This window comes from Polyangiaceae bacterium, assembly GCA_020633235.1.
Classification (GTDB): Bacteria; Myxococcota_A; Polyangia; order Polyangiales; family Polyangiaceae; genus JACKEA01.
In genome coordinates, this window is sequence record JACKEA010000002.1 from 608430 (window position 1) to 628706 (window position 20277).

Here is a 20277-nt window from a genome sequence, read left to right on the forward strand (position 1 = left end):
CCGCCAGATCCATCACCGCACCTTCAGGGAGGACAGAGAGACCAAAGCGAGGAGGATCGAGACGATCCAGAAGCGAACGATGATGCGCGGCTCCGGCCAGCCCTTCTTCTCGAAGTGGTGGTGGATGGGCGCCATCAAGAACACCCGGCGACCGAACAGCTTGAAGCTCACCACCTGGGTGACGACGCTGACCGCCTCCAGCACGAAGACGCCGCCGAGCAGCACGCTCAAGAGCTCGTTTTTCGTGAGCACGGCCATCATGCCGAGACCGCCGCCCAGGGACAGCGAACCCACGTCCCCCATGAACACTTGCGCGGGATAGGTGTTGTACCAGAGGAAGCCGATGCCGGCGCCGATCACCGCGGCACCAAAGATGCTGAGCTCGGTCATCTCCGGAATGCCGGCGATGTCCAGGTAGTCGGCGAGCGGCTTGCCGAACAGCACCGAGCCGGCGATGTACGCCCACACCATGTAGGCGCCGGCGTTGATCATCACCGGGCCGATGGCGAGACCGTCGAGGCCGTCGGTGAGGTTCACCGCGTTGCTCATGGCCACGACCACGAACAGGGCGAACAGCGCGTACAGCCACAGCGGCAGCTCCACCGGGTGCTTGTCGAAGGCGATGAAGGGAATGCTGAGACGCCCTCGCATCGCGAGCCATCCCGCCGGCAGCTTCTCGGTGGCCAAGAACAGATAGCCGAGGGCCGCGCCGCCAATCACCACCTGGCCGATGATCTTGTAGCGCCCGGCGAGTCCCTTGGTGTTCTCACCTTGGATCTTCAGGCGGTCGTCCAGGTAGCCGATGGCACCGTAGCCGGCGGTGACGGCAGCCGTCGCGATCACGAACACGTTGTGCATGTCCGCCCACAGCGCCGTGGGGACCAGCACCGCCAACAGGATCAACGCGCCGCCCATGGTCGGCGTGCCCGCCTTCACCTTGTGGGACTCGGGGCCTTCGTCCCGAACCACCTGGCCGATCTGCTTCGTTTGCAGCGTGCGGATGAACCAGGGCGCCAAGAAGAAGCACAGCACCATGGCCGTGAGGGTGGCCATGATGGCGCGGAAGGGCGTGTAGCGAAGGACGTTGAGGGAGCTGGCCCAGCCGAACTTCGTGCTCAGGGGGTAGAGCAGCTCGTAGATCATGTCGCGCCCCCTTCCAGCGCCGCCACGATGCGCTCGGCGCGCACGCCGCGGGAAGCCTTCACCAGGACCACGTCTCCGGGGCGAACTCGCGACAGCACCAACGGCACCGCGGCTTCCGCGTCGGTGGCGAACTCCGCGTCCATGCCGGCGGACCGCGCGGGCTCGACGTACAACCGTGCGTCGCCTTCCACGGCGACCAGCGCCGCCGCCCGGCGCTCGGCCAAGGCCGCGCCCACCGCGCGGTGCTCGCGCTCGCTCATCGCGCCGAGCTCACGCATCTCGCCCACCACCAGCACCAGCCGAGCGCCGCGGCGCTCGGCGATCTCCTGAGCGACGCTCGCGGCAGACAGCACGCTCGGCGGGTTCGCGTTGTAGCTGTCGTCCAGCACCAAGGTGCCGTTCGCCAAGGCCACGGGCGTGAGCCGACCGCGCTCCCCGACGTCCTGACCCGCAAGGCCCGTCCGAAGCAGCTCCGGGTCGGCGGGCGCTTCGAGCACGGCATCCGCCACCGCGACCGCGGCCATCGCGGCGAGCGCTCCGGGCAGCCCCACGAGTCGCGTGGTGAGCGTGACCTGATCCCCCGAGGGGCGTGCGACCGTGAGCTGCGTGCCGAGCTCGTCGTCGGTCTCGCGGCGTACCAGGCGGTAGTCCGCACCGGCGCTGCCGTAGGTCACACGCCGGCCCGCCGGGCTTGCTTCCAACTGTCGCCGAACGCGCTCGTCATCACCGTTGCCCACGGCCACCGCCTGCGAGGAGAGCGCCCGCAGCAGGTCGCCCTCTTCGGCCTCGATGGCGTCGAGATCGCCGATGCCCTCGGAGTGCTCCATGCCCACCAGCGTCAGCACGCCCACGTCCGGATCGGCGATCTCGGCCAGCCGCGCGACCTCGCCGCGAGCATTGGTGCCGATCTCGAGCACGGCCACGCGGTGCTGCGGCTCGAGACCGAGCAGCACCATGGGGACGCCCACGAGGTTGTTCAGGTTGCCCGCCGTGCGGTGCAAGGCGGCGCCCAGGATGGCGCCCAGCGCGGCGCTGATGGCGCTCCGCGTGGTGGTCTTGCCCGCGGAGCCCGCGACCGCCACCACCTGGCCACCCCAGCGGCGACGATGAAAGCCGGCAAGGTCGCCCAGGGCGGTGAGCGTGTCCGCCACCCGCACCACGGCCACGTCGCCCAGCACCTCGAAGTCGCGGCTCACCAGCGCCGCCGTGGCGCCGGCTCGCACCGCCCGCGCCACGAACTCGTGACCGTCGAAGCTCTCGCCGGCGAGGGCCACGAACAGCTTGCCCTTCACGTCACCCCGAGTGTCGGTGGTGACGCCCCGCACCACGGCGCCCCGATCACCGGACAAGAGCTCGCCACCGGTGGCGGTGAGCACGTCCGCCAAGGACAGCTCCGCGCGGTTGTCGGGGATGGGCGTCGCCATCAGCCAGCCCCCCGCCGCAACGCCAGCGCGCGCTTGGCTTCGACGCGGTCGTCGAAGTCGCGGCGCGTGGCACCGATGATCTGATACGGCTCGTGCCCCTTGCCGGCGATCAGGATCACGTCCCCCGGCGCAGCCGCGAGCACGGCACGCTCGATGGCCGCCGCGCGATTCAGCTCCACCTCGTAGTCGATGCCATGCGGGCGAAGCCCGGCCTCGATGGCCCGAGCGATGACCGCGGGCTCCTCCGAGCGCGGATTGTCGTTGGTGATCACCGCGCGGCTAGCCAGTCGTCCCACGGCGTCGCCCATCTTCGGTCGCTTGTCGGGATCGCGGTCGCCGCCGCAGCCGAACACGCACATCACCTGGCCACTGCCCAGGCTGCGCACGGCTCGCAGCGCACGCTCCAACGCGTCCGGCGTGTGGGCGTAGTCCACGACCACCAGCACGTCGTCCTCGGGAGCGTCGCAGCGCTCGAGACGCCCGGGCACCTCCGGCGCGCCGGCAAACCCCGCCGCGGCAGCGTCTACGTCCAGCCCCAACGCCGCGACGATGCCGAGCGACAGCAGCACGTTGTCCAGGTTGTGCTCGCCGACCAGGCGACTCTCGAGCGTCACCTCGCGGTCGAGCACGCGGATGCGACCGTGGAGCCCGCGGGCGTCCACGCTCACGCCGAGCGGCGTCACGTCGTGCCCCCCGCGTCCCACCGCCAGCACTCGCCCCGACGCCCGGCGCAGGATCTCCTGACCGAAAGCGTCGTCCACGTTCACCACGCTGGCCTCGGGGAGAAGCTCGGTGAACAGCCGGAGCTTCGCCTGCGCGTAAGCGTCCATGGTGCCGTGGAAGTCCAGGTGGTCTTGCGTCAGGTTGGTAAAGGCCGCGACGCGAAAGTGCACCGCCTCCACGCGACCCAGAGTCAGCGCGTGGCTGGAAGCCTCCATCACCATGTGCGTGCCACCCGCGCGCGCCACCGCCGCCGCCCGGCGCGAGACCTCGTCGCCCTCCGGCGTGGTCAGCGACGCCGTGTCCTCTTGGCCCTCGAAAGCGAAGCCCAAGGTGCCGAGGCGGGCCGCACGGCCGCCGGCGCTCTGGATGGCGTGCTGCACCAGATACGAAGACGTGGTCTTGCCGTTGGTCCCGGTAATTCCCACCACGCCGATGCGCTGCGTGGGTCGCTCCCACACTGCTTCCGCAGCGAAGCTCAGCGCCAGGCGGACGTCGCTCACCGAGAGGACCGGCACGCCGACGTCGGGCAGCGGCTGACCTTGCTCGATCATCACCGCCGCGGCCCCCTGCTCCACCGCTTGGTGGATGAAACCCGCGCCGCGACCGCGGGCCACGAACAGATCGCCGGAGCTCACCGCCCGCGAGTCGTGGCGCACGTCGAGCAGGCGCACGGCATCGCTGCCCACGACCTGGGGCTCGAAGCGCGCGAGCGCGCGCACGAGCTCACCGAGGGTGAGGCCGTGCGGGGGGCTCTTTTCTTCTCTCACGACGACACTCATGTGGCCGGCTCGAAAACCAGAACGACGCTCGCCCCTTTGTCCACCACGCCTCCCGGCCCCGGCGTCTGCTTCGCCAAGAGCCCGGTCCCCACCACCTTGGGCGTCACGCCCAGCTCGATCGCTTGGCGCACCGCTTCGCGCACGGGCCAGCCGGTCATGTCCGGCAACCGCACGCGGCCGGAGCCCACGGGCCCTCCCGCAACCTTCTCCTGCACCGGCGGCTTCTCGCCCTTGGCCTGACGCAAGAGCTCGTAGGTCGCGTTCGCGGGATCCGCCTTGGTCGACAGCGAGGCCACGTCCACGTGGTCCGTGCCCTGGGGCGTGAGTCCCTTGTACTTGAGCGCCATGCGCGCCACGTTGCGGAAGATCGGCGCGGCCACGGCACCGCCGGCGTGCTCCACCATCGGCTCGTCCACCATCACGCTGATGGCCACCACCGGCTTCTTCGCGGGAACGAAGCCCACGAAGGACGCGACGTAGCGGTCCAGGGAGTAACGGCCCGTCGCTGGATCGATCTTTTGCGCCGTCGCCGTCTTGCCGGCCACCTGGTAGCCGTCGATGGCGGCTTCGGTGCCCGTGCCCTCGCCCTCCGTCACGCCGATCATCATCTCGGCGAGGGCGCTGGCCACCCGCCGCGGAACCACGCGACGCCGAACCCGCGGTGCGGCTTCCCGCACGACCTCGCCGGTGGCGGTGGTCACCTTCTTGACGATGATGGGCTCCATCAGCTCGCCGCCGTTGGCGAGCGCCGCCGCGGCCATGGCGAGCTGCACGTTGGTCACGCTGATGCCCTGACCGAAGGACGCCGCCGCCGTCTCCACCTGCACCCAAGGGCGCCCGCGAGGACGCAGCGTGCCCGAAGACTCACCCGGCAAGGGCAGATTCGGCTCCTGACCGAAGCCGAAACGCAAGAGCGCGTCGTACAGCTTGTTGCCGCCCATCGCCAAGCCCACCTTGGCGGCGCAGATGTTGGAAGACACCGCGAGGATTTGGGCGATCGTCATCCAGCCGGCAGGGTGCGTGTCGCGGATCACGACGTTGTCGACCGCCATCTGCCCCTTCTCGCAGTAGAGCTTCTGGTCCGGTTGGATCGCGCCCGAGGCCATGCCCGCGGACAGCGTGAAGATCTTCATGGTGGAGCCGGGCTCGAACGCGTCGGAGAGACCGCGGTCGCGCCGCTCGGCGGGCTCGCTCTCGCCGTAGTCGTTGGGGTTGTAGCCGGGCCAGCTGGCCATCGCGAGGATCTCGCCGGTGTAGGGGTCCACCACGATCACCGAACCGCCGTCGGCCTCGAAGGTGCGCGCCGCCTGCGCCAGCTCGCGCTCCGCGGTGTACTGGATCCCCTGATCGATGGTCAGGTGAATGTTGTGACCGGCGAGAGCTTGTTCGTCTTGGACTCCGTCCGAGAACAACAGGCGACCGGAGCGGTCACGCAGGCCGCGGAGCTGCTCCACGTGGCCCTTCAGCTCCGTGTTCATGCTGTATTCGAAGCCGTCCTTGCCTTCACCGTCCGGGGCCACGAAGCCGAGCAAGGGGCCGGCGATCTCGCGCCGCGGGTAGTAGCGCTTGCCCTCGCCCTCCACCATCAAGCCGCGAACGCGATCGTCGCCCATCACCTTGCTGGACGACATGCGGCGGATGGCCTCGGCTTCTTCGGCGGTGATTCGACGCTTGAGCCAGGAGAAGCGGCGCTTGGCCAGGATCTTTCGCTCCACCACCGCGGGGTCCAAGCTCAAAGCCTTGGCGATGCGGTTGGCCGCATCGCGAGCGACGACCGGGATCTTCTGCGGCGCCACGCCGCGCAAGAGCTCGACGGAGTCGAGGCTCACGCTGGGCACCTCCACGCTCACCGCCAAGGCGCTGCCGTTGCGGTCGTAGATGGTGCCGCGCTTCGGCACCACGTGCAGGCGGCGCTGCCGCTGCTTTTCCGCCAGCTCACGCCAGGCCGGGCCGTCCTTCACCATCAGGTCCCAGCCGGCGCTCACCACCAGGCCCAGGCCGAAGGCGAGCAGCCCGCACAAGATGCCCATGCGCAGCCGGATGTAGCGCCCGCGCGGTGTCTCCAGGCTTCTCACGGGTTCGGCTCCGGCGCGTTGGGATCCTCGTTCTCCGTCGGCTCCACCGTCGGCGCCTGCCCCGCGGGCAGGATCCGGTCCGGTGTCGGCTCGCTCATGCCGAGCAGCGTGCGGGCCACCAGGTCCACGCGCTCTGGGGTCTTGTGGCTGGCGAGCTCCAGCTCCATCACGCGTTTCACCTCACGCAGGCGAGCCACGCGGGCGTGCGCCCGCCCGAGATCGTAGCCGAGCTCCACGGAACGCACCCTCAGGCCCAGATACAGCACGAAGGCCGACGTGGCGGCGAGCACCGCCAGGGTCCAGAGCAGCAGGAACGGGTTCTTGTCCCTCACGACGCTTCCTCCACCCGGCGTGCAGCCCGGAGCTTGGCGCTGCGAGAGCGGGGGTTTTGCGCCTGCTCTTCGTCGCTCGCCACCTGCGGCTTGGTGCTCAGCCGCTGCCAGACCTCCCGATCGCGAAACGCTCGCTTGACCATTCGATCTTCGAGCGAATGGAAGCTGATGAACACGGCGACGCCGCCCGGCGAAAGCACCCGCGGCGCCAAGGCGAGCAGCCCCTCGAGCTGTGCCAGCTCGTCGTTCACGGCGATCCTCAGTGCTTGGAACGTTCGCGTCGCGGGATCGATGCCGCCGACGCGCCGCGGCCCCACCGCGCGAACCACCGCGCGCCGCAGGTCGAGCGTGCTCGACAGCTCGCCCGCGTCCGCCGCCTGTTTGATGCAGCGAGCGATGCGTCGCGAACGACGCTCTTCGCCGTACTGGTAGATTACGTCCGCCAGGTCGTCGGCGTTCAAGCGCTCGACCAGCTCGAGGGCGGTCTCCCCAGCCGTCGGGTTCATGCGCATGTCGAGGGGTCCCTCGCCGCGGAAGCTCATGCCGCGGCTCGCGTCCGTCAGCTGGTGCGAGCTCACGCCGAGATCCGCGAGCAGCCCGCGCACGGGACCCAGGTCCGCGTGGGCGAGCCAGCTCTCCACGTCCGAGAAAGAGCCGTGCACCACCAGGGCGCGCTCGCCGAACTCCGCGAGGCGTTCCGTGGCGGCCTGCACGGCTGCCGGATCCCGATCGAAGGCGACGACCCGCGCCGTCGCGCTCGCCGCCAGGATCACCGCAGAATGACCGCCGCCTCCCGCCGTGAGATCGAGGTACACACCGCCGCGCTCCGGCGCCAGCGCCGTCAGCACCTCGTGCGGCATCACCGTCACGTGCTCGTAGCTGGGGTGCTCTTCGAAGGACGCTGCCACGATGGTCATATCCTGATCTGCTCCATGACGGCCTGCTTGAACGCTTGCTCTTGCTCGGGGCTCATGGACAGCTCCGCATCCCAGCGTTCCTTCGACCACAGCTCGACGGTGCGACCCATGCCCGCCCACAACACGTCCTTGGCGAGCGCGGCCTTGTCGCGAAGTGTGGGCGGTACGAGCACGCGTCCCGCCTTGTCGAGCTCGCACTCGATCGCCGCGGAGACGTACAGGCGACGAAAGCGAACGACGTTCTGATCGAAGCTCGGTAGCTCGCTGATCTTTTGCTCGAGCTCCTCCCAGGCGCGCATGGGGTAGAGGTGCAAGCACGGCTCGAACAGCGCCGGCGTGAGCACCAAGCGCGCGTCGCCGTCGCCGATGAGCGTGTCGCGAAAGCGCGCGGGCAGGCTGACGCGCCCTTTGGCGTCGATCGAGTGCACGAACTGCCCGCGAAACATCTTCTGCCACCGTTTGGGCAGAGCCGACACTCTGCCCCACCTTTTCCCACTGACTGTCCGCGAACCTAGAGGGCCGGCGGCCTTCCTGTCAACAAGTCGGCCAGCTGCTTTCGTTGTAATTCCGCGCACCTAAGTGCGCTCATTTGCCCACATGGGCAGGCGTTCAGCATTTCGTGCAACACCTTATCCACAGGTCGCCCACATTCGGCCAATAGGCCGGTAGCCTCCGGAGGTGTGTCTCACGCCCCACGGCCGGCGTTCGAAAGGACACAGGGCTTGTCCAAAAGCCTCGGTCTTTCCTAGAGTCCTGCCGGTTCCGGCACGGCACGTAGGTTGCGAAGCCTCCCGGACATGGACGTCACGATGCTCCTCCTCCTCGCTCTGTTCCCCGCCGCCATCTCCGTCCTGTTGTTCGTGGGTACCGTGAGGCTGCAGCCGGCCGCTCGACGCACTGCGCCAGAGATCGTCGACTCCACGCCCCTCGGCAGCGCCGCCCAGCCGGACCCCGTGGCCGTAGCGCAGGCCCTGGGCACCATCCCGATCCGGGATCGCGCCCTACGCCGCGCCGCCTGATCTTTCCGAAGCATGTCGGTCCGCCGCGGAACCCCGCGCTGCGGACGGCGCGCTCGGCTACGAGCTCACAACGCGCGGGGCGTCACGTTCGCGTTCACCCACTCGACGATCTCCGCGAGGGTCGTTCCCGGGCGGAACACCTTGCGCACGCCGGCGGCCTGCAGCCGCTCGATGTCGCTCTCGGGAACGATGCCGCCGCCGAACACGTCGATGTCGTCCGCGCCCTTCGCGCGCAGCGCCTCGATGACGGCGGGGAATAGCGTGTTGTGGGCGCCGCTCATGATCGACAGCCCGACGGCGTCCACGTCTTCCTGGATCGCCGCCGACGCGATCATCTCCGGCGTCTGGTGCAGCCCCGTGTACACGACCTCGAAGCCCGCGTCGCGCAGGGCGCGCGCCACCACCTTCGCGCCGCGGTCGTGTCCGTCCAAACCGGGCTTGGCCACCAAGATGCGTACGCGCCTGTCTCCGCTCATGTTCACTTACCTCGCGTGAGGCTGGGGCTCGAGATGTCCCGGGCCTCGATGCGGCCGCCCGCGCGCACCGCCAGGCCGACCTTGCCGGTCCCCGCGGCGCGCTCGAGCTTCGCCGTGATCTTCTTTCCGTCCACCGTCGCCGTGACGGCCTGACCGCGCACCGCGAGGCTGACGGCGTGCTCCGCGCCCTTCTTGGCGAGCTCGACGGCGGGCGAAAGCTCGATGGCGCGGCCCTTGCCGTCCACCAGCACCAGCAGCGCCTGCCGCGGCTCCGCCGAGAGCAGCAGCGCGATGGCGTCATAGCTGGCGCTGCCCGGCTGTGCCCGCACCAAAAGCCCGCCGCCCGCGCCGCTCAAAGTGAGCTTCGCGCGAATGCTCGCGTCCTTCACGTCCTTGCCACCGGCCACGGCGTCGAAGCCGCCGGATTTCTCCGCCGCCGCCAGCAGCAAGCGGCCGTCGTCCACCGAGAGCCCGCGGGGCGCGCCGCTCAGCTTCTCGAAGCGCACGCCGCGCACGGTGAAGGCGTCGGCGGTTTCCGGCACCAGTCGCGCCATCGGGATCGACGAAAGCGTCGGCGGCTTGCCGTCTCGCGTGACCTTGACGACGCGTCCGTCGGTCGCGAGCTCGATGGCGATCTTGGACTTGTTCAGCTCGAAGCCGGTCACGACGCCGCCGCTCACGGTCACGCCCGAGAGCGACAGCGGCTCCACCTTGCCGTTCGCCTGGGTCTGACCCAGCGCTAGGGACTCCACCTTGCCGTCACGGGTGGCAAGGACGCTCAGCGCGACGGTGAGGGCCGCCAGGGGCTCGTCATGGCCGCGAACGGACCGCACCAGGGCAACGCTCGTGGCCCGCGCCGCATCGACAAGAAGAAGACGCACTGCGTGAGCCGTCAGCTGCTCCGCGCTCGCCCCCTGGGCGCCGGGCAGCTCCGCTCCCACGGGGCGCAGCACGCTGTCCACGAGATCCCGCGACAGGTATCCGTCGGCTCCCGCGCGCGCGGCGCGAGCCGCCACCTTCTGCGCGAGACTCCGGAGCGCGGGGTTCTTGGCGAAGGCCGCGCGGGTCGCCTGCCAAGCCACGGCGTAAGCGAGCTCCGCGGCGGCGGCGTCGGGCTTGGCGGGCTCCACGTCCTTTGGCCACAGCGCGTCCTCGGCAGCTCCGCTGCCGAGCATCACGCCCGCCCGCGCCACCTGCCCGCGTGCTTCCAGGCCCGCGCTGGGCGCCTTGGCCACGAGCAACAGATCCAGATCTTTGGCGGCGAGGGGCTGGCCATCGAGCCACGACAAAAGAAGCGACAGCTCCGCGCCGGCCGGCGCGCCGCCGTCCTCCACCAGCACACCGTGGCGCTCGAACAGCGCGCGGCGTGCGTCGTCGAAGCCGAGCCACGCGCTCACCTCGTGACGCGGAATCACGCCCCGCGCGAGCGCCGCGGTGGTGAGCTCCACCTGCGCGCGAACGCGCACCCAAGCGCCGGTCGCCGCAGCGCTGGGCTTCAGCCAGGTGGCGTGGGCGTCCAGATGCGCGTGGTACGCCTCGGCAGCGCTCTTCAGCGCGTCGTCGCGAATGCCGGCGCTGGCGTCGTGTCCATCTGCCGGCGGCTTGCCGGCGTTCGCGATGGCGTCGGCAACGAAGGCGTGCAAGCGCACCAGCTCCTCCGCCGCCTGCACGGCGCCGCTGCTCCAGCCCGGATTGTCCCCCGCGGGGAGCGCGCGGATGCGGGCGTTGGCACGACCGAGGAGCGCGCGGGTGACCGCGGGCGCCAGCGTGGAACGCGCGGCATCCGACCCCGCGCCGAACAACAGCTCGCGGGTGAACTTCGCGCGCCGGGCGTCGAACTCCACGGGGCCGTAAGCCGAAACCAGCGGCGCGGCAGCTTCCGCTTCGCTCAGATCCGGTCGCGCCACCAGGGCGCGCACGCGCCCCGCATCCGCCACTTCCGCGTCCCGCACGAAGCCGGCGATCTGCGCCTTTTCGGAGTCCGTCAACGCCGCGTGAGCAGTGAGCGACAGGCTCGCGGCGAAGAGCCCGACGAAAATGCCGATCCTGCGTCGCATGGGGCGCGAGCCTACCACTACTGGGCCGAGCGCCGGCAAGGCCGGTCGCGCCGCTAGCGTCGAGGCTCCGCGAAGGCGAGTAGCGCCCCCAAGAGCGCCGTCGCGGCGGTTTCGGTGCGAAGCACGAAGGGGCCGAAGCGAACGGGAACGAAGCCCGCCGCCACCGCTTGCTCGATCTCCTCTTGGGTGAGGCCACCCTCGGGACCGATCAGCGCCGCGAGGGGCTCACCGGGGTGCCAGTCGGCGAGCGCTTGCGCCAGCGCCAGCTCCGCCTCGGGCACCAGCACGATGCGCCGCGGCGCGCCCGTCTCCGCCAGGGCCTGCTCCAGCGCCGCCGGTGGCGACAGCTCCGGCACGTCACCGCGCCCGGACTGCCGCGCCGCATCCAGCGCGATCTGCTGCCAGCGGTCGCTCCGCTCCCGCGCCCGCTCGCCGAGCCGCGGCACGCTGCGCTCGGTGCTGACCACCACGAGCCGCTCCACGCCGAGGGCGGTCGCGTCGCGAATCACGTGATCGATCTTGTCGCCCTTGCCGAGCCCCCACAAGAGCGTGACCTTCGCTGAGGCGAGGGCGCTCGCCGGACGCAGCGGGCCTACCCTGCAGCGTACCCGCTGCTTGTGGGCGTCGAGCACCGTGGCATCCGCCTCGACCCGTGCCGAGGGATCGAAGGCGACGAAGGGCGCCCCCTCGCCGACGCGGTGCACGCGCACCAGGTAGCGCGACGCCGCTTCCGGCAACGTGCGCTCGCCCTCGGCGAGATCTTCCACCGCGACGCGGATCACTCGGGCCACGGCCTCGGCTCTTAACACGTCCTCGGGGTGGTGGTAGCAGACGCATCGGTGAACGATCGCAACAAGGGACTCACGGCCCTCCTCGTCAGCGCCGCTGCCGCCGGCGTCTACATCGAGGCCACGCGGGATCGCAGCCCGGCGCCCACCCCAGCGCCCAGCGCGAGCGTGAGCGTGAGCGCGAGCGTGAGCGCGAAGCCGGCGCCGCCCCGCGCTGCAACCCCCGCCGAGATCGAACGCACCATCGCAACGCTCTCCCGTGCGCTGAAGACGCCCGCCGGAGATCCGCAAAACCCCTGGGGCTTGGCCCACGGTCTGGTGGCCTTCGGAAAGGACTTCGAGACCACCGACGGCCAGAAAGCCGTAGACGTGATCGCGAGCTACGCCGAGCTCACGGACGGGCACTACGGCTTCCCCGCGAAGAAGGGCGACCAATTGGTGGAGCCGCACCGCGCGCTTCAGGTGAAGACGCTGCTCGAGGTCGGCGTGCCCCTCGATCGCGAGCTGCGCACCTCCGACGGCAAGACCGTCACCCTCGCTCGCTTGCTGGCGGATCTGCGCGCGAGCGCGACGCTCCCCGAAACCGACGCTCAGTGGCATCAAGCCGCGTGGCTGCTCGGCGCTCTCGTGCTCGCCGACGAGCAGCAGGGCGACGCTGGCGCCTCCGTGCTCGCACCCGACCAGCAGGGCGACGCCGGCGCTTCCGTGCTCGCACCCGACCAACAGGGCGACGCCGGCGCTTCCTTCACCGCACGGCTGGCCCGCGCCGCTCTCGATCGGCTCGAGAAGGATCAACGCGTGTGCGTGGAGTACGCCGGAGACGCGGAACATGCCTTCGCGCCGGGCTCTCCGCTGCGCAAGGCCAAGACGGAAAAGACCGGCATCTACGGCCACAGCTGCGGCGGGTTGCACCTGGTACAAGCCGTGCTCCGCGCCCACACCTACCTCGACACCCACCGCGTGCAGGCGCAGCTGGGCGTGCTCCTGTTCCGCTACGAAGCCGAACGCGCCGCCCTAAAAGACCTGCTGCAAAAGCACCCCGAACAAGGCCTGATCCTCCGCATCCAGGAGCTCAAGTTCTTCGGTCACCTGGTGGAGACCTTCGCCCTCGCCCGACGCCTCGGCCTGGTGAACGCCGACACCGAAGGCGGCAAGCGCATCCTCACCACCCTCGGCCAAGCCGCCGGGGACGTCGTCACCGTCGTCGCCGAGCTGGATCAGGGCGGCGTATTCCAACGCCTCGACGCCATCCGCCGGCAGCGGAAGCAGAGCGCTCTCGACCTGGTCGGCGACGGCTGCCACGCCCTACGCGGCCTGCGCTGGATGACGAACGAAAAGTAGCTCTGCCGTTTGAGAAGCAGCCCTTCCGTTTCCCTTCCGTCTCCTCGCCCAGATGACGAACGAGACGCAGCCCTTCCGTCTCCTCGCCCAGATGACGAACGAGACGCAGCCCTTCCGTTTCCCTTCCGTCTCCTCGCCCAGATGACGAACGAGACGCAGCCCTTCCGTCTCCTCGCGCAGAGGACGAGCGAGACGCAGCCCTTCCGTTTCCCTTCCGTCTCCTCGCCCAGATGACGAACGAGAAGCAGCCCTTCCGTTTCCCGGGGCTCCTCACGCATCGGTTGCCGAGTGTTCTTTTGTTGGTGCGGCGCGATGCCCGTCCGAATTCCGCGACCCGAGGTTCCGCGGCGGCCCGCGACAGGGTGCTTGCAGGCCGTTGCCAAGACACCGGCTCTCGGCGCTACTGTTCGTTCACCGCCAGAGCCACCGAGCCCTGGCTTCGATCGGCATGGAGGCTTCCCACTCGTGCGAGACGATGGGCGGTTGGTCCCGACCGGCAACAGCGGATCGCCCGCGCCAAAATCCGTTCGACTCCGAACGATCTTGCGAAGCGCGACAGGGGGTTCGCCCGCGCGGAAATCCGTTCGATTCCGAACGACTTTTTCGGAGCGCGGTTCCGAACGATCTTCTCGGCGCGCGACACGGGGATCGCCCGCGCCAAAATCCGTTCGACTCCGAACGATCTTGCGAAGCGCGACAGGGGGTTCGCCCGCGCCAAAATCCGTTCGACTCCGAACGATCTTGCGAAGCGCGACGGGGGAATCGCCCGCGCGGAAATCCGTTCGGTTCCGAACGATTTCCTGCGACCGCGACGCGACGACCGCAAGCGTGCAGATGACCGTTCGGTTCCGAACGATTTCCTCGGAGCGCGACAGGGGGTTCGCCCGCGCGAAAATCCGTTCGGTTCCGAACGATTTCCTGCGACCGCGACGCGACGACCGCAGCGTGCAGATGACCGTTCAGTTCCGAACGATTTCCTCGGAGCGGGACCGGAGAGCGCGACACGACGACGCAGCGTGCAGATGACCGTTCGGTTCCGAACAATTTCCTCGGAGCGCGACACGGGGATCGCCCGCGCGAAAATCCGTTCGGGGCCGAACGACTTCCTCGGAGCGCGCGAGGGCGATCGCCCGCGCGGAAATCCGTTCGGCTCCGAACGAATTTTTTGCGACCGCGAGCCGACGGCCGCAGCGTCGGCGGACGGGCGGACGAGCGGACGGGCGGAACGATGGTCGGACGGACGGACGCCGGACGGACCCCGGGCACGCGCGCCGCTCGGGGCGCCACGGACGGGCGGTTCCGTCCGTGCTCCTTCGCCCGATACATTGCGGCGTCCGCAGCGGCGCTCAGAGCCGCGCCGCTCAGAGCCGCGCCGCTCAGGGCGCCACGGTCGGGCGGACGGACGGACGCCGGGCACGCGCGCCGCTCAGGGCGCCACGGACGTGCGGTTCCGTCCGTGCTCCTTCGCCCGATACATCGCGGCGTCCGCAGCGGCGATCAGAGCGGCGCCGTCCCGCGCGCCGCGACCCGCGTCGATGGCGGCGACGCCAATGCTCACGGTGAGGGTGAGCTCTCCGTCGAGCGGCAGCGTGAGGTCGGCGATGGTGCGCCGAATGCGCTCCGCCAGGATCTCGCCGTTGCGGGTGCCGATGCTGCGCGCCACGATCACGAACTCCTCGCCGCCGAAGCGCGCCAACAAGTCGCCGGGCCGCAGCACGCGCTCGATGGACATCGCGAGGATGCGCAACACGGCGTCCCCCACGTTGTGCCCGAACTTGTCGTTCACCTGCTTGAAGTGATCCACGTCCACGAACAGCACGGCGAGGGAGCTGCCGTGGCGCAGCGCGAAGGCGACCTCCGCCTCCAGGCGCTCCTCGAAGTAGCGCCGATTGTGCACTCCGGTGAGCGGATCCCGCACCACGGACTCGTACAGCCGATGTGCGGCGCGCTCCTCCAGCTCGTCGGCGAGGGTGAGCTTCAGCATCGTCTGCCCGCCGAGACGAATGCGGTCGCCATCCGCGAGCCGCGTGGGCTCGGTGATGCGCTCGCCCCGGACGTAGGTCCCGTTGGTGCTGCCCAGATCCTCGATGTAGATGCCGTCCTCGCGTTGCGTGACTTTGGCGTGGGACCACGAAAGACCGGGATCCGACAGCGGCAGGTCCGAAGTGTCGCTGCGCCCGAGCACGACGCCTTCGGGCACCACGCGGTGGACCTCGCCCAGCTGCGCTCCGGCGAGCACCGTCAGCAAGTAGCGGTCACGCAGCGGAACATCGGAGCGCGGAACGAGATCGTCATCGACCGTCGCCACCGGTCGCGGAGGTGAATGGATGCGGATGGTCGTCGTGCGGCGAAGCCCCCGCTCTCCGCCGCTGGCGGCGCGGTCGTCGGGGCGCTTGGGAACCATCACGTCACCGTGAGCAGCAAGGCGCGTGCCCGCTCAGGCTGGGCATTTCGCATGGCTCCGCCGCATCCCTTGCGTCAGCGCCCAGCGCCAGCGCGCGGCCTGCGCAAATGAGCACGAACGCAGGTTCGCGACGAAGTGCCCGTGTGGGTGTCCCGCTCACAGCATGAGCATGGGTGTCGGTACAGCGCGGAACCGCGCGAAGCGGCGTTTCCGCGGCGTCCCGACAAGCCCATGAAGCCCGAGCTTCAGCGCGTGATCACGTCGCTCGGCGTATCACCGCGGCCCGAGCTTCAGCGCGTGATCTCGACGCTCGGCGTATCACCGCGGCTCGTGCTTCAGCGCGTGATCTCGACGCTCGGCGTATCACCGCGGCTCGTGCTTCAGCGCGTGATCACGACGCTCGGCGTATCACCGCGGCTCGAGCTTCAGCGCGTGATCTCGACGCTCGGCGTATCACCGCGGCCCGTGCTTCAGCGCGTGATCACGACGCTCAGCGTCCGACCGAAGCTCACCTTCACGTCGCGTTCCCCGCCGCGAAACAGCAGCGTGGTCGCGCCGTCGCTGTCGATCTCGTCCACGAGGGCGAAGCCTGCGCGCGGAGCCCAGGTGACGAAGTGCTCGCGCACGCCGCCGACGTCGGCGATCGCGAAGTCGTGCTCTTGGCGATCCGGCGTCGCGCGCACGCGGCCCGGAGCGAGGCGCGGCGGCAGCGGCACCACCACGCCGAACGCGCTCACCGGCTGCGAGGGATCCGATGGCGGCAGCTCGCTCTCGCGCTCGGCACACAGGTACAGCATGGGCGGTGGGTCGTGAGGCTTCGGTGACACGTAACCGTGAATGGTCAGCTCGGTCCCCTGCTTGTGCACGAACAGGGACCAGCCGGCAGCGCCTTGGCTCGACCCACGGCGCTCCTGCCAACCGTCCATCGTCACCCACGCGGCATACGTGGCGCGGAGCTCCTCGATGCTCTGCTGCTCGCAGCGAAAGCTCACCTCGAAGAAACCCGGTTCCACGCAGCGTCCCTTCTCGATGGCTCCCGCGGGGACGGGCACGGGGTGCGACAGCATGCGCAGCTCACTTGAGGGGGACATACTCTTTGCGCGCGTCGACGCTCACGATGTGGCGCTTCGCGGCGGGCGGCACCGGCTCGCCCGCATCGAGCACCAGCGCGGAGAGCTTGCCGCCGTACACGCAACCCGTATCGAGGCCCGTGGCGTAGGGGTGCAGCTGCAGGCCGTCGATGGCGTTGTGTCCGAAGGCCACGTGGGTCGGACCCGCGTACACCTCTCCCCACAGCTGCGCATCCCGGCGATCGCTCGGGGTGCCGTCGGGACGAAGAGTGCGTACGTGGAGCAGCACCCACGGATCCTGTTGCTCGAGAGGAATCCCTGGCACGAGCCCAGCGTGGACCACCGCGGCGTCGTGCTCCGGTAACTCCAGGGACAGCGGCAAGGCGGCGAGGTCCTCCCAGTCTTGCTCCGAGAGGCGCGCCATCACCCGCTCATGGGCGGGGGACAGCCGAGGCCCACGCTCGCCCTGGGCCCGGGCGGCCCGTGCGTCCAGCAGGCGCTGATCGTGGTTGCCCACCACGCTGCGCGCCCCCACGCGCCGCAGGGTGGCAAGCACCGCGGAGGTGTCCGGCCCCCGCGCCACCAAGTCCCCCACCGCCACCAGCCGATCCCCGTCGCTGAAGGCCAGCCGATCGAGCAGCGAATCGAGCTCGGGGGCGCAGCCGTGGATATCTCCAACGATCACGGTGCGCGCCACGCGCAGGTTTGTAACACCGCGAAACCACGTGTCAATTCGGCGAACCCCGGGCCGGCTCCGAGAGCAGCGGAAAAATCCCGGGGACGCGACGGAAAGCCCAGCGTTAAAGCGGTCTTGCGGCCGCTAGAGGGGCCATGATACCCGTCCAGAACCATTGGAATCGAGGAGGCTCCGAATGCTGCCCAAGTGCGCCCGCCCCATCTGTGCTTCCACGCTGGCTGCCCTGCTGTGCCTGGGTGCGACCGGCTGCGGTGAGGAAGAGGTCAAGTACGAGCCGAAGCCCAGCCCCAGCGGCGTGAAGGCGAACCTGCCCCCGGTTCCCAACGTGCCCCAGAAGCCCCTGAAGGCGGGCGACGCCTACACCGTGTGGGGCGCCAGCTACTCGCTCCGGAGCCGGGTGCGGCACAAGGAAGTGGCCGGCAAGAAGCTCTCCATCACCGGCTACATCACCAAGACCAACCTGGGAGACGCCCCCGAGTGCGCCGTTCACAAGGGCGGCAAGGCGGACCCCGAAGGCTGCAACCCCCCGGTGCCTGCGTTCTGGATTGGCGACACCAAGGATGCCCCCGAGAGCGACTGCATCAAGGTGATGGGTTGGGCCTCGAACTTCGCGCAGATCTACGACGCCATCGAAGAGTACGACAAGAAGGAGGACGCCGAGCCGCACATGGACACCTTCTGGGCAGTGAAGATCCCGAATCCACTGCCAGTAAAGGGCGCCAAGGTGACGGTGAAGGGCGACTACTCCACCACCTTCGTGAAGTCTTCCACCGGCACGGAAGCCGACCCCATCATGGGTCTTCTGACCTACGACGAGATCAACTACCTCGAAAAGCCTGCCGAGCCGGCAACGCTTCCGGGCATGAAGAAGTGACGGAGCGCGGTGCGTGGTCGCCGCGCTTTCCACGCGTTCGCGCTAGCTAGCCTGGCGCTCTTCGCAACGGGATGCCTCAAAGAGGCGTACCCGGTGCGGCGCGACGTGATCTCCGACGTCGAGCTGGAGGGCGCGACGGACGTGGACGAAGACGAGCTGCTCGACGGTCTGGCGACCGCCGACTCGTCGCGCTTTCTCGGCATCTGGGACGGCGTCTTCTTCGACTACCAGGTGTTCGACGAGAACGTGCTGGCGCGCGACCTCGAGCGCGTGGAGCGCTACTACCGCGCCCGCGGCTACTACGAGGCGAAAGTCACGGCCGCGCGAATCATCCGCGTCGACGAGCACCACGTGAAGGTGCAGATCCGGGTGTTCCAGGGAGAGCCGGTGCTGATCCAGGGCGTGGTGGACGTCAACGGCGCCGAGAAGCTGCCGGTGGAGATCGGCGCGCAGGTGCTGAAAGCCGTCACCATGCGCGCGGGGGAACGCTTCGACGAAGCCGCCTTCGAGCGCACGTCCAAAGCCATCGTGAACACCCTGGGGGACGCGGGCTACGCCTTCGCCAAGGTCACTCATCACGCCAAGGTGAACCTGGCCACGCACAGTGCACAGGTCTCGTTCCACGTGGATCCCGGCGAGGAAGCCCGCTACGGCAAAGTGGACATCGTGGGGCTAGAGAGCATCCCCCAGCGCCCGGTGATCGCGAACTTGGACATCCGCGAGGGGCGCCGTTACTCCCGGCAGGAGCTGGTGGACGCACAGGAAGCCTTGATGAGCCTGGGCGTGTTCTCCAGCGTGGAGATCCGTGAAGACAAGTCGCGCCCGGAGAGCCACGTGGTGCCGGTGCGGGTGGTGGTGCGGGAGAGCGCGCTGCGCACCGTGCGGCTGGGCGGCGGCGCCCGCTTCGACGTGCTGCGCCTGTCGAACCACCTGCGCGTCGGCTGGGAGCACCGGAACTTCCTGGGCGACATGCGCCGCTTCTCCATCGACGCACGTCCCGGCGTCACCTATTTCCCGACGCGCATCGGCCGCTTCGACGCGCCCACCCGGCTCTTGCCGGAGAACCGCATTCACGCCGAGCTTCGGCAACCCTCTTTCCTCGAAGGACGCACCACCGGCTTCGTGGCGGGGGACTACAGCATCTATCCCCTCTTGTATCCGCTGCCGGACGGCGCGGATCCCGAGAAGGAGCGCATCATCGGCTACAACGAGGTCAAGACCTCCGTCGGCGTGGAGCGCGCGTTCTTCTCCCATCACTTGTTCGTGACGCCCTCCTACAACTGGCAGGCGAACTTCCCCTTCACCTACCAGGGAGACAAGCCCGACGGCCTCGACGTCGTGCGCGTGAGCTTCCCGGAGCTGTTCGCGATCCTGGACTTTCGTGACGATCGCATCACGCCGCACAACGGCGTGTACGTCTCCAACTCGCTGCAGGTCGCGGGCTTCGTGTTCGGCGGCACGGTGTCGGACGTGCGCGTTCGGCCGGAGGTGCGGCTGTACAAGGCCCTGACCCGCAACAAGAAGGTCGTGCTGGCCACGCGCATGACGACGGGGTTCTTGTTCCCTTCGAACTACGGCGAGACGCTGGATCCGTCGAACCCCGCGGCGCGGCAGGACCCGACGGCGCCGGCGGTCATCCGCGATCAGCACAAGCTCCTGTTCCGCGCTTTCTACTCCGGCGGACCGAACTCCAACCGCGGCTACCCGTTCCGCGGTGTGGGTCCCCACGGGCCCGTCGGCTTCTTGGTGCCAACGGGGCAAGATTGCTCCCTGGACCGCCTCAAGAGCGACGGCACCCCCGTCACGGTGGACGATCTTCCGAGCGCCTGCATCCGGCCGCTGGGCGGGCTCACGCTGTGGGAAGCCTCCCTGGAAGTGCGTTTCCCCATCGCTGGGGACTTCACGGGGGCGACTTTTGTCGACGCCAGCGACGTCACACGAAATGTGGGACAAATTCGTTTCACGGTGCCCCACGTGTCAGTCGGTCCAGGCGTGCGCTATCTCACTCCCGTGGGCCCCGTTCGCCTCGACATCGGTTACCGCGTGCCTGCATTGCAGCAGATCGGTGAGCTCGACATCCAGCGCCAGGAAGGCGATCCGGGGACCGTGTTCGGGTTGCCCATGGCCATCCACATCGCTTTGGGGGAAGCCTTCTGAT

The 20277-nt window shown here is 69.2% G+C and carries 17 protein-coding genes; 4 read left to right on the plus strand and 13 right to left on the minus strand.

Going from position 1 to position 20277, the window contains the following annotated elements; translation table 11 throughout:
• Positions 1–12: 12 nt before the first annotated feature.
• The 7 genes from H6717_13210 to mraZ are packed head-to-tail and all read right to left on the minus strand — an operon-like array spanning position 13 to position 7839.
• Positions 13–1143 carry a phospho-N-acetylmuramoyl-pentapeptide-transferase gene (locus H6717_13210; GenBank protein MCB9577975.1) on the minus strand — a complete coding sequence of 377 codons (1131 nt, stop codon included), beginning with the start codon at positions 1141–1143 and terminating at the stop codon, positions 13–15.
• Positions 1140–2567: a UDP-N-acetylmuramoyl-tripeptide--D-alanyl-D-alanine ligase gene (locus tag H6717_13215; GenBank protein ID MCB9577976.1), complete on the minus strand. Its 1428-nt coding sequence runs from the start codon at positions 2565–2567 to the stop codon at positions 1140–1142. The genes H6717_13210 and H6717_13215 overlap by 4 nt, the downstream gene beginning before the upstream one ends.
• The gene (locus H6717_13220) at positions 2567–4057 is read right to left on the minus strand and encodes a UDP-N-acetylmuramoyl-L-alanyl-D-glutamate--2,6-diaminopimelate ligase (GenBank protein MCB9577977.1); all 1491 of its coding nucleotides are present in this window, start codon (positions 4055–4057) and stop codon (positions 2567–2569) included. The genes H6717_13215 and H6717_13220 overlap by 1 nt, the downstream gene beginning before the upstream one ends.
• A gap of 8 nt (positions 4058–4065) precedes the next feature.
• Positions 4066–6144, minus strand: coding sequence for a PASTA domain-containing protein (locus H6717_13225; GenBank protein MCB9577978.1), 2079 nt, complete (start codon positions 6142–6144; stop codon positions 4066–4068).
• On the minus strand, positions 6141–6476 hold the full coding sequence (locus H6717_13230; GenBank protein MCB9577979.1) for a hypothetical protein: 336 nt from the start codon (positions 6474–6476) through the stop codon (positions 6141–6143). The genes H6717_13225 and H6717_13230 overlap by 4 nt, the downstream gene beginning before the upstream one ends.
• Complete coding sequence (rsmH, locus tag H6717_13235) at positions 6473–7393, minus strand: 16S rRNA (cytosine(1402)-N(4))-methyltransferase RsmH (GenBank protein MCB9577980.1); 921 nt, start codon at positions 7391–7393, stop codon at positions 6473–6475. The genes H6717_13230 and rsmH overlap by 4 nt, the downstream gene beginning before the upstream one ends.
• Positions 7390–7839 (minus strand): division/cell wall cluster transcriptional repressor MraZ, encoded by a 450-nt coding sequence (gene mraZ, locus H6717_13240; GenBank protein MCB9577981.1) that lies wholly within the window; start codon positions 7837–7839, stop codon positions 7390–7392. Before mraZ ends, rsmH begins: the two co-directional genes overlap by 4 nt.
• A 363-nt stretch (positions 7840–8202) precedes the next feature.
• Between mraZ and H6717_13245 the strand changes: the two genes are divergently transcribed.
• On the plus strand, positions 8203–8412 hold the full coding sequence (locus H6717_13245) for a hypothetical protein (protein MCB9577982.1): 210 nt from the start codon (positions 8203–8205) through the stop codon (positions 8410–8412).
• A gap of 65 nt (positions 8413–8477) precedes the next feature.
• Here the strand turns inward: H6717_13245 and H6717_13250 are convergent, their stop codons facing one another.
• From H6717_13250 to H6717_13260, 3 genes are read right to left on the minus strand one after another with little or no spacing between them, the layout of a single operon-like run.
• Complete coding sequence (locus H6717_13250) at positions 8478–8888, minus strand: cobalamin B12-binding domain-containing protein (protein ID MCB9577983.1); 411 nt, start codon at positions 8886–8888, stop codon at positions 8478–8480.
• A 2-nt stretch (positions 8889–8890) separates the two neighbouring features.
• The gene (locus H6717_13255) at positions 8891–10945 is read right to left on the minus strand and encodes a hypothetical protein (protein MCB9577984.1); all 2055 of its coding nucleotides are present in this window, start codon (positions 10943–10945) and stop codon (positions 8891–8893) included.
• Between the two features lie 53 nt (positions 10946–10998).
• Positions 10999–11736, minus strand: coding sequence for a 16S rRNA (uracil(1498)-N(3))-methyltransferase (locus H6717_13260; GenBank protein MCB9577985.1), 738 nt, complete (start codon positions 11734–11736; stop codon positions 10999–11001).
• Between the two features lie 48 nt (positions 11737–11784).
• Here H6717_13260 and H6717_13265 point away from each other — a divergent pair, with 48 nt between their 5' ends.
• Complete coding sequence (locus H6717_13265; protein ID MCB9577986.1) at positions 11785–13074, plus strand: hypothetical protein; 1290 nt, start codon at positions 11785–11787, stop codon at positions 13072–13074.
• A 1426-nt stretch (positions 13075–14500) separates the two neighbouring features.
• Here H6717_13265 and H6717_13270 read toward each other — a convergent pair.
• From H6717_13270 to H6717_13280, 3 genes are all read right to left on the minus strand, one after another.
• The gene (locus H6717_13270; protein MCB9577987.1) at positions 14501–15478 is read right to left on the minus strand and encodes a diguanylate cyclase; all 978 of its coding nucleotides are present in this window, start codon (positions 15476–15478) and stop codon (positions 14501–14503) included.
• 470 nt (positions 15479–15948) lie between these two features.
• On the minus strand, positions 15949–16569 hold the full coding sequence (locus tag H6717_13275) for a hypothetical protein (GenBank protein MCB9577988.1): 621 nt from the start codon (positions 16567–16569) through the stop codon (positions 15949–15951).
• Positions 16553–17245 carry a metallophosphoesterase gene (locus tag H6717_13280; protein MCB9577989.1) on the minus strand — a complete coding sequence of 231 codons (693 nt, stop codon included), beginning with the start codon at positions 17243–17245 and terminating at the stop codon, positions 16553–16555. The genes H6717_13275 and H6717_13280 overlap by 17 nt, the downstream gene beginning before the upstream one ends.
• A gap of 175 nt (positions 17246–17420) precedes the next feature.
• Here H6717_13280 and H6717_13285 point away from each other — a divergent pair, with 175 nt between their 5' ends.
• Complete coding sequence (locus H6717_13285) at positions 17421–18119, plus strand: hypothetical protein (protein MCB9577990.1); 699 nt, start codon at positions 17421–17423, stop codon at positions 18117–18119.
• 93 nt (positions 18120–18212) lie between these two features.
• Positions 18213–20276 carry a BamA/TamA family outer membrane protein gene (locus tag H6717_13290; GenBank protein ID MCB9577991.1) on the plus strand — a complete coding sequence of 688 codons (2064 nt, stop codon included), beginning with the start codon at positions 18213–18215 and terminating at the stop codon, positions 20274–20276.
• The last annotated feature ends 1 nt before the right edge of the window (position 20277 follow it).